Origin of the sequence: Olivibacter sp. XZL3 (assembly GCF_004368405.1) — a bacterium.
Taxonomy (GTDB): Bacteria; Bacteroidota; Bacteroidia; order Sphingobacteriales; family Sphingobacteriaceae; genus Olivibacter.
In genome coordinates this window covers 1-10836 of sequence record NZ_SBJH01000076.1, presented here as the reverse complement: position 1 = coordinate 10836, position 10836 = coordinate 1, and the positions used below count along the sequence as shown (strand labels likewise).

The following is a 10836-nucleotide window of genomic DNA, read 5'->3' as shown; positions in this document are numbered from 1 at the left end:
AGATGGAGCTTTTTATCCAAAGATATATTTCACGATCTATTCTCATTTCTTGTATTTATCCTTCAGAGTTCAAACTAACGAATTTTATTAAATCATTTATCGCTATGCTGTTTTCAGCGAGCTTAGTAATCAGTAATGCTCAGGAGAAGGATTACGCGATTAGAGCGGTGCCCTTTACCAAAGTCAACCTGACCGATAAATTTTGGCAGCCAAAAATAGAGACAAATCGCATAGTAACGATTCCTTCCTCTTTTGTACGGTGCGAAAGTACCGGCCGGGTAGAAAATTTCATAAAAGCGGCAAACCGTACGGGTATGTTCGGAACGAAATTTCCTTTTGATGACACCGACATCTACAAGACCTTAGAAGGAGCCGCTTTCTCACTGGCCGTCTATCCAGACAAAAAGCTCGACGCCTATCTTGACTCCCTGATAACCATCATCGGAAATGCGCAGGAAGCTGACGGCTATCTTTACACGCCACGTACCATCGATCCCAACAAACCCCATCCTTGGGCCGGTAATCGCCGATGGGTATTAGAACATGAGAACAGTCACGAACTTTATAATTCGGGACACCTTTTTGAAGCAGCGGCGGCGCACTACCTAGCTACCGGTAAAAGCAGCTTATTGAACATTGCGCTAAAAAATGCCGATCTTTTAGTTCAGACCTTTGGGCCCAATAAATTGCATGTTGCACCCGGACACGAAATAGTAGAAATGGGGCTGGTAAGACTCTATAGAATCACAGGAAAAGAAGAATATCTGAACCTCGCTAAATTCTTTATTGATGAACGTGGAAAACGCAAGTACGAGACCAACAGTCAGGATCCATACAAAAATGGACAATACTGGCAAGACGCCCAACCGATCACAGCGGAAACCGAAGCTGTAGGCCACGCCGTGCGCGCCATGTATTTATACGCTGCTGTGGCCGATATTGCGGCATTAACCAAGGACGACAAGTACCTTTCCGCAATTGACACGATCTGGTCGAATATGGTTAACAAGAAAATCTATGTGCAGGGAGGTATCGGTGCAATCGGAAATGGTGAACGGTTCGGAAACAATTATGAGCTGCCCAATGCTACGGCTTATAATGAAACTTGCGCAGCCATCGGTAATGTGTTCTGGAACCAAAGAATGTTCCAGCTTCACGGCGACGCGAAGTATGTTGACTTATTGGAACATATTCTATATAATGGTTTAATCTCCGGCGTTGGACTTGATGGAAAATCTTTTTTCTATACCAACGCCATGGAAATTAACCTCCAACATAAACACGGGGAAGCAAACCGATCAGGTTGGTTCGAATGCTCCTGCTGTCCAACCAATTTAGCGCGGTTTTTACCGTCCCTTCCAGGTTATATGTATGCCGTTAATAAAAACTCGGTATTTGTAAACCTCTACATCTCAGGTTCTGCCGACATTCAGCTCGAACAGGGAGATATCAAGATCATCCAACAGAATAATTATCCCTGGGATGGCGGTTTGATATTTAACATCAACCCAAAATCGTCAAGTGATTTTGAGATCAAATTTAGAATCCCCGGTTGGGCGCGCAGTCAAGTTATGCCTTCTACGCTATACACCTATACAGCCCCAACCCAGCAGGACGTCCATATAAAAATAAATGGAAAGAACGTACCTTTTAAAATAGAAAAGGGATATGCCACTCTAGCGAGAACCTGGAAAAAGGGGGATCAAGTGGAAATTGCACTTCCCATGGAAATAAAACAGATCCATGCCGACAATAACGTCAAAGATGACATCGGCAAAGTCGCCATTCAACGTGGTCCGCTAATTTACTGTGCCGAAGCAATCGATAATGGAGGAAGCATCGAGCAGATAGCAATTTCTCCGACGACTCAACTCAAACCGGTTTTTGCACCTGACATCTTAAATGGCGTAACGCTTTTAAAAGGCGACCTGCCAAAAGGGCCATTTAACGGGAATAAAGAAACTAGCACCGAAAAGAATACGTTCACCGCTATCCCCTATTATGCGTGGGCAAATCGTAATAAGGGCGATATGAAAGTATGGTTTCCTCAAGAAATAAAAGCTCCTGATCTTGGAAAAAAGAATGGTGAATAATAAAACCTTGCTACATCATGAACCGGCTGAAATAATATTCAGCCGATCCATTTCACGCAAACGATTTTCAGCATGTACGATCAAAAATCGTACTCGTATTTCAGATATTGTAAATCGACATCATTAGGCTATAAAAGACGCTCTTTTATCGTGACATGCATATCATGGCAAAGGATCAGGCGGCGCCGGATTAGCCGGATCATAAACGGCCACACCTACTTTAGAATCTGTGCAACCGTAATACAGATACCACTTTTTTTTGAAATACACCAGCCCTTCTATGAACACGGTTCCATCCCTTTACTATCCGGCTTTTTTCAAACAATTTTATTGGTCGGATGCCGCGTATTTAAATTAAGGCTCAACGAATGTCTCAGATTTCCGAGATATTTGTAAGGAGATTAAGGGTACAATATTTGCATGATGGCCTTTATTGACAAGTGTAATTAAGGCTATATGAACACGATAAATAAGCAAAGTAAGGGAGGTTGGGGGAAAAAGTTACTTTTAGGCATTTCAGTGGCTACAATAGTAGGCGGTTATTTGGCCGATCTTAACCGTACGCATATTTTAAATCCTAGGTGGACGCCTCATAGCAAATTCCATAATGCACTGTCTGTTATAACCGAAACTTTCCTCGGCAGTGCGGGTTTATATTTCTTACTACGAAAGCGTGGAAATAAAAAAGACAATCTAAAGTTCGGCACATTAGCACCAGGCTTTTTCTGGGCATCAATGTTAGGAGCAATTGCTTTCCCCGGAGCAAAGCCCTTGGAAGCAGAGTTTCCGGAAAAGGTTCCCGAAGTGGGGAAGGTTCGCTTGAATGAGACATTTGCTTCCATTGTAATGCTCTCTTTATTGGGTCTGGGATATTTTAAAGAAAGAAAGCGACTGCAACCATAGCCGACCGAAAACGCGATGACTTTATAGCGTTCGATCTACGGAATAGCTAAAGAAGGCCACTTTTCTACTATCTGGGCTCCACGAAGGGACATTAATCGTACCTTGCCCACCAAAGAATACCGGGGTGACATCTTTCACCTCTTTAGTTGCCGTATTCATCAAACGCAATTTCACCTTTTTACCAAACAAATGGTTTTGCTTTTCATCTGATGTATACGCAATGTATACTATCCAGTTATTATCGGGCGACGGATGAGGAAACCAGTTCGAATGCGGAACAAATGTCAGCTGCTCGGGCGCTGAGCCATCGGCCAACATCCGCCAGATTTGCATGTGGCCCGTTCGGTATGAGTTAAAATAAATGTATTTGCCATCGGGCGAATATTCAGGTCCGTCATCCAAACCTTCACTATCGGTTAATCTCTTTTCCGTGCCACCTTCCACTCCTATTGTGTAAACATCATAGTTGCCGTTGCGTTCTCCGCAATAAGTCACGGCCTTACCATCCGGGCGCCAACCATGCCAATAGGATGGCACCTGCGAGGTAATTCTCCTAGGATCTCCTCCTTTAACGGGAACGACATATACGGCCGATTTATATGGCTTCGTGGCCGTATCACTTTTGACATTATGGCTGATGGCCAACCAATTGCCGTCGGGCGAAATGCCGTGGTCGTTATTACACTGCGTTGCAAATCCAGTATTAAGTTTAGTCAGTCGCCTCGAGCGAAGGCTCAACGTATAAATCCTGCCCCTGCTATTGAGAATAAGGTAATTATCCGGATGCCAATTTGGAGCTTCAAAATGATCTTTTATGACGAGCAGTGTATCAATCTTTCCTGTCCGAATGTCCAGTGTTTGTAAATAACTGATTGTATCGTTTCGATGCTGTGCAGCCGCGTAAACAAAGCAAAGAAGGCAACAGACACAGACGTAAAGAGTCCGGAAAGGATATACGTTAGCGGGGAAAAGAACGGTTTCTTTCACTGCATATTGGTTAGCCATGACACAATAATTTAGAGATCTAAATTTAGGGATTATATTTAAAATCTTCAAGCTTTCTCCGGCTCGAAAGAACCTCAATCCTTACAATCACAACTGGTAAGGTCCGACAACGGGCTACTCACCTTTACATCGTGATTTTCGGCAATAAACAACGGCACGCGCACGATTCGAGTATTACACTAAAGCCTTTTTTACATAGTATTTTCTACGCAACCAAAAAGCTAGATTCACCAAGGCAATCAATGCAGGCACCTCTACCAGCGGTCCGATCACACCGGCAAAAGCCTGACCAGAGTTAATCCCGAATACGCCAATGGCTACGGCGATTGCTAATTCAAAGTTGTTCCCCGTTGCTGTAAAAGCAATGGAGGTATTCTTCGCGTAATCAGCACCAAATCGCTTACCGAGCATAAAGGCGAATACGAACATAAAAGCGAAATAGATTACCAAGGGTATGGCAATCCGCACAACGTCCATGGGGATCTGAACAATCAGCTCCCCTTTTAAGCTGAACATCACCACAATGGTGAACAGTAACGCAATCAGGGTAATAGGAGAAATAAAGGGCACATATTTTCCCTGGAACCATTTTTCCCCTTTCAGGCCGATCAGCGCATAGCGGCTGATCACACCCATTGCGAAGGGAATCCCTAGGTAAATACCGACGCTTTTGGCAATTTCGGCTATGGTAATATTTACCTCGGCACCCTCAATCCCAAATAAGGGCGGTAACACGGTGATAAATATATACGCGAAAACACTGTATAGCAGCACTTGAAAAATACTGTTCAGCGCAATCAATCCAGCGGCATATTCACGGCTCCCTTCCGCCAACTCGTTCCAAACCACCACCATTGCAATACAGCGGGCCAAGCCTATCAAGATCAAGCCAATCATATATTCAGGATAGTCCCTTAGAAAAGTTATCGCTAAAAAAAACATCAGTAAAGGACCGATGACCCAATTTAAAATAAGAGACACGCTAAGTACTTTCACATCTTTAAACACCTTAGCAAGGTGCTCATATTTGACCTTGGCCAATGGCGGGTACATCATTAAGATCAGCCCAATTGCTAAAGGTACGTTGGTTGTACCACTTGAATAAGAATTGATAAAAGCCGTGGTGGATGGAATAAAATAGCCGATCCCCACACCTATAGCCATAGCAAGGAAAATCCATAAAGTCAGGTAGCGGTCGAGAAAACTTAATTTTTTTCGACCGCTAGCCGGAGCACAGTTAGTTACTGACATATGCTTCGCCGTTTATATGTTCTTCAACAAAGTTGTTCATATATTCTTTCACCAGATCTCTCACTGCCCTGAACTCATTGAGTACCTCTTCCGGCGTGCCTGTAGCCTTTGCCGGATCGGGAAAGTTTTGGTGGAACTTTTGGGCTTTCGTTGGAAAAAAAGGACAGCTTTCCTTTGCGTTATCGCAAACTGTAATGACATAATCAAAATCTACATCGCTATATTCATCCACATGGTTGGACGTATGATGCGAAATATCAATTCCATCCTCCTTCATTACTTGTATAGCTTTTGGATTGACCCCGTGGGTCTCTATGCCTGCACTGTATACTTCAGCTTTCCCTTGAGCGAAGTGCCTTAAATAACCTTCTGCCAACTGACTGCGACAGCTGTTGCCGGTACATAACACTAATATTTTTTTCATTTCAATTTTTCTATCAATTCCTACTGTTTTGCTTCTGCGTTCCATCAATACGGTATCGCGCCAAAGATCCCCATGCTTGCCAACTTTTTCCCTGTAACCCAATATCCGGAAATCGTGCTTTTCATGAAGGCGGATGCTCGCTTCATTCTCGGGAAAGATGCCTGATTGCAAGATCCAGACGCCTTGTTCTTCACTGCTTCTTATCAACGCCTCCATCAAGAAGCTACCTACGCCCCGTCCGCGATAATCTTCATGTATATACACGCTCACTTCAGCTACCCCGGCATAAACGCAACGGCCCGAAACCGGAGAGAGCGCAGCCCAGCCCACTACATTTTTACCGATAACGGCCAGAAAGCGGGAATGCTGTATATGCGAACGATCCCATTCTTCCCAACTTGGTGCCTCCGTTTGGAAAGTAGCTTGCCCGGTAGCAATCCCTTGTAAATAGATCTCCCTTACTGCCGGCCAATCCGACTCCTCTATATTCCTAAGTTCCATTGATAAATCGTTATTTAACAACATCCCGAACCCGGTGTGCAACTTTGAACGGTGGTTAAATTGATCATTTGATCGGCCTCTTTTTCTTCCTGAACAGACGTACAGCACTCCCCGCCTTTTTCATCCGTGCCACAACTGCCACCACGACCGATGGCTTTGCATTGGGTGGCATCCGGAATAAGATTGACAATCAGGTTTTCTCCATCCGACAGCAACTCCCCGGGATATAGCTGACGGGTATCAAATTTCGCGTTGCCAAATTCGATCTTAACAATAGCCGAAGGGTTCAGCGGAAGTGATTTCTCCACCAGCTCTATAATGGACAACGCTTTACTCATCTTCATCGCTCTTTGCGCATCTCTAAGGGCAGGCTCCCACAGCTGCACGATCACTTCCGTCCACGCATTCATCACCCCACCACAGTCCACGGAAGTAATAGGTGCCTGCTTAATTTCTGTAATATGATAAGAACCGTCTACCCATTTATCCTGTGCATATTGAAACTGCAACGCGGCTTCCATATGCTCGCTCAGCTTCGTTCTAAATTCACCCCAATTCATTAGATTTTTCAGACTCATAATATTGCAATTTAACGATATATCAATATAAATTTTTTAGCAGCACTCCCCGCTGCTAAAAGTAAATGCGTTTAAGAAAGAACCAAGCTGATCCTTTAGGAGTTGCCAATTTTCTGGATGTATACAATAGCAAACGCTTACCCCTTCAATGGTCCCCTGTATTAAGCCTGCGTTTTTAAGCTCTTTCAAATGTTGGGAAATCGTCGCCTGTGCCAGTCCTAATTCTTCAACTAAATCTCCATTGATACAGGTTTTAGATGCCATGATGTATTGTAAGATAGCAATGCGGGCGGGGTGGGCAATTGCCTTTAACAGCACCGCTAATTTGTTCTGCTCTTCCGTAAATATCTCTGTTCTGGTAACCCCCATAACTCTATTATTTATTGCAATATTACGATACATTTTTGATAAATCAAAATCCAATATCAAATTGAGGGGGGAAGATTAGAATTAGGGAAAAGTGAATTGCTATAATCAAGTTGAAGACTTAGCTTAGCCTTATTTTTCCTCAAAAAAAAACAAAAGCGAGTAGGTACGGGTTGATGCTCAACTGAAACTGTTTCAAAAAGGACGGAATTTCAGGTAATTTTAAATCGAATAAATGCAACAGAAACTGTTCGACGATAACCGGCAATTGGTACTTCCAGGGGAACTGATGGATTATACGCCCGACTTTCTGAAAGAGTCGGAAGCGGATGAGCTGCTCACTCTCTTATTGCAAAATACGCCCTGGCAACAGACAAAAGTTAAGATGTACGATAAGGAGGTGCTTACGCCCAGATTAACGGCGTGGTACGGAGATCGTCCGTTACGGGCGGATGATCAGCGGGAACCAATCCCATGGATACCAGAGTTACGGGTGATCAGGCAGCGCATTGAGGCATTTACCGACATGGAATTTCAGGGGGTATTGTTGAACCTTTACCGGGATGGCAGTGATTCGGTGGCCTGGCACGCCGACAAGGATACAATACCGGGCCGCAAAACCGAAATAGCCTCTCTAAGCCTGGGCGCTGAACGAAACTTTGATTTCCGCAGGAAGCACGACCATGCAAGCCGCTATTCGATCAACCTGCAACATGGATCCCTTTTGCTCATGAAAGGCGATCTGCAACTGTATTGGGAACACAGGATAGCAAAATCAAACACTGTCATGGGGCCAAGAATAAACCTGACGTTCAGGAAGGTGGTTTCATAGGAAATCAGCTTTCTTTGTATTAAAGGATCCTATTCATATACCGTATTCAACTACTTTAAAAATATTTATTTAGATAAAGGCAATTTTACGATTTTGCAGCGACTGTCTATCAATCATTCAGATGGTTGAATGCTTCTGGCAGTAGCATGGCATCCTACTTTCTAAAATAAAAGGCTCTTAGATCTGCCGATCCGCTTACTGTGTTACTTTAAAAACGCCTTTACGTTTTTTACAAGTTCTTGAAATTAATTAAAGTGCCACCGGTTGGCGGCAGAACTGAATCGAACGGTAAAGTGATATCCTCCATCTTTGTGACAATCCAGCTTACATTTCATGAGCTAAGGTCAGTTGAAGGATCATTCCGGGAAGACCTCCAAAAGGCTCCATATTTGAAACAATACTCAAGAGTAAATGAAAAATGACTTGTAGGTTTTTCGCCGACATTGTGAAATTGTAAAAAGATTTTATCCAAACGTCTCCTCAATTGATTAGCTCTACATTTCAGTTCAATTTCCCACATTCTAAAAGCCATAAGCCTTTTTGCGACATAAGCAATCCTTCCTTAACTCGCTTCCCCGGATCTCCATTTGAAATAAAAGGTAGTTCCTTGCCCGGGTTCCGAACTGATATGGACGGTACCACCTTGTTTCTCCACAAACATTTTCACCAAGTTTAAACCGACTCTGTGGTTTCGTGGATGCAAAAGGATGGGAAACCAATGTCAAACTTGGCTATGACGACTTCAAGCTTTTCATCGGCTATACCTTTACGGGCGCCCAATCCGACGAAAATGGCAGGAAACGGCCGAACCCTTTAACAGCAAAGCACCGTTTGAACAACATACTGATATACACTTCTTCCAAGGCCTGATCAGTTGTACCGAGGTAAAGAGAAAAGCGTTAAACCGAGCGCAGCATAAAAAAGCCGTCCCGAAACTCGAGACGGCTTCCACAATATATGCAAAAATCAATTAGATCAACTTAACATTTACTGCATTGAGGCCTTTTTGGCCTTGTTGTACCTCAAAGGATACATCATCGTTTTCCCGGATATTGTCTATAAGACCTGATGAGTGAACGAATATTTCACGTCCGCCATCTGTCGGGGTGATGAAACCGAAACCCTTGGTTTCGTTAAAAAATTTTACTACGCCTTCTTGCATTGTATTAAAATAAATAAAAATATAAATAACTTTCGTAAAGATACACATAAATTACTGTTATGCAACTTTTTACCGAACAAAGTGTTTTCTATATGACGCTTTCGACAGGATTTCTAAGTGGAATGCTTTAAATATAAAAAAATAAATTTGTTGCCGTTTAGTCCAAAAACGCTGAATATTATGGATAATACTACCATCGATCTATCGTTATTTATTGCGAGGTTTGACCATGCGCTGAAACGTATAGTTGTGGATAGCTGGCCGTTTCAAATCTTTGAAGGACAGTGACTGGCTTAATTTGCCTAAAACCTGGAGTTTATTTCGCTGTCTTCGTTAACGTATCTTCAAATCCAAAGTGCAAGTTAAATGACCACTATTATCCGTAAGTTCGAAGCCATTACCGGAATAGAAGGACGGCGCTATGCACTCGGCGGAGTTACAGCCTCGGATATGGGAGCCCTTGCCGCGGAAGAGGCAATCGCACAAGCCGGAGTTGATCTAGAATCTATAGACCAGATTATTGTGGCACATAACTATGGCGACATGAAATATCCGGGCGCTCACCGGGATATGGTGCCCTCCCTTGCCTCAAAGGTAAAGCATAAACTGGGCACCCGGTGTATACCGTATGATATAATATTCGGCTGTCCGGGTTAACTACAGACGCTGATTCAAGCCGATCTGGCCATACGTGCGGGTGCGGCGACTACCTGTCTGGTCATCGGTTCAGAAAACATATCCCACGTGCTTGATGATACAGACCGTGACAGCATGATTTTTCCGCACGGTGCAGGGGCGTGTATACGGCAACGGTTCTTGAGGGTGACAACGGGATTATAAATACGTTGGTTCGGTCTGACACGGGAAACGAAATAGATTATATATTTTCAGGCGGAACGAATAAAGGAGACGAAACCAAACCGCGGTTCATCAAGATGCAAGGACGCTGATTTGGAAAACTCAGAAGGCTTAAGCGACGGCTTATCGTTTGTATCCATCGATTTGCTGAGATGGCAAAAACAAATACTTCCCAGAATAACAGAAGCAAGTACAGTGGCAACCTTTGTCAAAAAAAAGCGGTTTTGAGATTGTACTTTGGCCATGACTGAAGAAAAAACGTAGTCGCTTTCCTTCGGACTACGCTTTTATGAATTCAAGAATATGTGAGCGGTTTATTTGAAACAGGTAAAAAAACCTAATCGGCATGGCTAGGATCAAAAGTGTGGTTCATTGCAAGCTTTCGGAGTTTGCAATTGCCTTTTGTGAACAGCTCAACAATCTACTTAATGGATTACACACATTTTTGCTGTAGCAACGATCTGCGTTTAGTGGATTTCAACTTTTCCGTCTTACTCGGACTCATTTCCTATCCCCATTTAACAGCAGAGAAAATCGCCTTAAAAAATTTACGCCCACCTATGTAATAATTCCCGAAAGTTTTCCTTGTATTGCTCACCTACGGGAATGTGATTTGCACCAATTTCTACGCCATTGCGACTTATGGCGTCTATTTTTGCGTTCGACACAACAAAAGAACGATGTATACGGGTAAATTCATTTGGCGGTAATTTTTCCAATACCGACTTCAAGCTCGCCAAAGACATTAAAGGAGATTCGCTCTTGGATGTATAGACCTTTACATGTACGTCTTCAAACTAAATTAGACACATTAGGATGAAACCTTAAGGAGACTTTCGAGTTATAAATTTATTAATTTTTGT

13 protein-coding genes and 2 pseudogenes are annotated in these 10836 nt (G+C 43.2%); 6 read left to right on the top strand and 9 right to left on the bottom strand.

Going from position 1 to position 10836, the window contains the following annotated elements; genetic code table 11:
* Together EPX21_RS17320 and EPX21_RS17315 are read left to right on the top strand one after the other, a co-directional pair.
* The coding region (locus EPX21_RS17320) for a glycoside hydrolase family 127 protein (protein WP_206106095.1) at positions 1-2093 on the top strand (2093 nt) is incomplete at its 5' end.
* Positions 2094-2549: 456 nt separating this feature from the next.
* Positions 2550-2996, top strand: a complete 447-nt coding sequence (locus EPX21_RS17315; protein ID WP_134090944.1) for a DUF6640 family protein — start codon at positions 2550-2552, stop codon at positions 2994-2996.
* Positions 2997-3017: 21 nt separating this feature from the next.
* On the opposite strand, the gene EPX21_RS17310 is transcribed toward EPX21_RS17315, so the two are convergent.
* The 6 genes and pseudogenes from EPX21_RS17310 to EPX21_RS17290 form a co-directional block, all read right to left on the bottom strand.
* Entirely contained in the window at positions 3018-4001 is a 984-nt protein-coding gene (locus EPX21_RS17310; protein ID WP_134090943.1) for a TolB family protein, read from the bottom strand.
* Between the two features lie 174 nt (positions 4002-4175).
* Positions 4176-5252 carry an ACR3 family arsenite efflux transporter gene (arsB, locus tag EPX21_RS17305; RefSeq protein WP_134090942.1) on the bottom strand — a complete coding sequence of 359 codons (1077 nt, stop codon included), beginning with the start codon at positions 5250-5252 and terminating at the stop codon, positions 4176-4178.
* Positions 5239-5676, bottom strand: coding sequence for an arsenate reductase ArsC (locus EPX21_RS22955; protein ID WP_206106096.1), 438 nt, complete (start codon positions 5674-5676; stop codon positions 5239-5241). The genes arsB and EPX21_RS22955 overlap by 14 nt, the downstream gene beginning before the upstream one ends.
* Before the next feature lie 60 nt (positions 5677-5736).
* A pseudogene (locus tag EPX21_RS22950) lies at positions 5737-6177 on the bottom strand (N-acetyltransferase family protein); the annotation flags it as partial.
* A gap of 14 nt (positions 6178-6191) precedes the next feature.
* Positions 6192-6755, bottom strand: a complete 564-nt coding sequence (locus tag EPX21_RS17295) for a DUF6428 family protein (RefSeq protein ID WP_134090940.1) — start codon at positions 6753-6755, stop codon at positions 6192-6194.
* A 36-nt stretch (positions 6756-6791) separates the two neighbouring features.
* Positions 6792-7124, bottom strand: coding sequence for a helix-turn-helix transcriptional regulator (locus EPX21_RS17290; RefSeq protein WP_134090939.1), 333 nt, complete (start codon positions 7122-7124; stop codon positions 6792-6794).
* Positions 7125-7356: 232 nt separating this feature from the next.
* Between EPX21_RS17290 and EPX21_RS17285 the strand changes: the two genes are divergently transcribed.
* Positions 7357-7953 (top strand): alpha-ketoglutarate-dependent dioxygenase AlkB, encoded by a 597-nt coding sequence (locus EPX21_RS17285; protein WP_134090938.1) that lies wholly within the window; start codon positions 7357-7359, stop codon positions 7951-7953.
* 562 nt (positions 7954-8515) lie between these two features.
* On the opposite strand, the gene EPX21_RS23520 is transcribed toward EPX21_RS17285, so the two are convergent.
* Complete coding sequence (locus EPX21_RS23520; RefSeq protein WP_134090937.1) at positions 8516-8614, bottom strand: ATP-binding protein; 99 nt, start codon at positions 8612-8614, stop codon at positions 8516-8518.
* 32 nt (positions 8615-8646) lie between these two features.
* Between EPX21_RS23520 and EPX21_RS22775 the strand changes: the two genes are divergently transcribed.
* Positions 8647-8823, top strand: coding sequence for a hypothetical protein (locus EPX21_RS22775; RefSeq protein ID WP_166670798.1), 177 nt, complete (start codon positions 8647-8649; stop codon positions 8821-8823).
* Between the two features lie 100 nt (positions 8824-8923).
* On the opposite strand, the gene EPX21_RS17275 is transcribed toward EPX21_RS22775, so the two are convergent.
* On the bottom strand, positions 8924-9115 hold the full coding sequence (locus EPX21_RS17275; RefSeq protein WP_134090936.1) for a cold-shock protein: 192 nt from the start codon (positions 9113-9115) through the stop codon (positions 8924-8926).
* Between the two features lie 366 nt (positions 9116-9481).
* On the opposite strand from EPX21_RS17275, the gene EPX21_RS17270 reads away from it, so the two are divergent.
* Positions 9482-9772 (top strand): hypothetical protein, encoded by a 291-nt coding sequence (locus tag EPX21_RS17270; protein ID WP_134090935.1) that lies wholly within the window; start codon positions 9482-9484, stop codon positions 9770-9772.
* 9 nt (positions 9773-9781) lie between these two features.
* Positions 9782-9955 carry a hypothetical protein gene (locus EPX21_RS23515; RefSeq protein WP_134090946.1) on the top strand — a complete coding sequence of 58 codons (174 nt, stop codon included), beginning with the start codon at positions 9782-9784 and terminating at the stop codon, positions 9953-9955.
* A gap of 566 nt (positions 9956-10521) precedes the next feature.
* Here EPX21_RS23515 and EPX21_RS17260 read toward each other — a convergent pair.
* Positions 10522-10752 (bottom strand): annotated as a pseudogene (locus tag EPX21_RS17260) (LytTR family transcriptional regulator DNA-binding domain-containing protein); the annotation flags it as partial.
* Positions 10753-10836 lie beyond the last annotated feature (84 nt).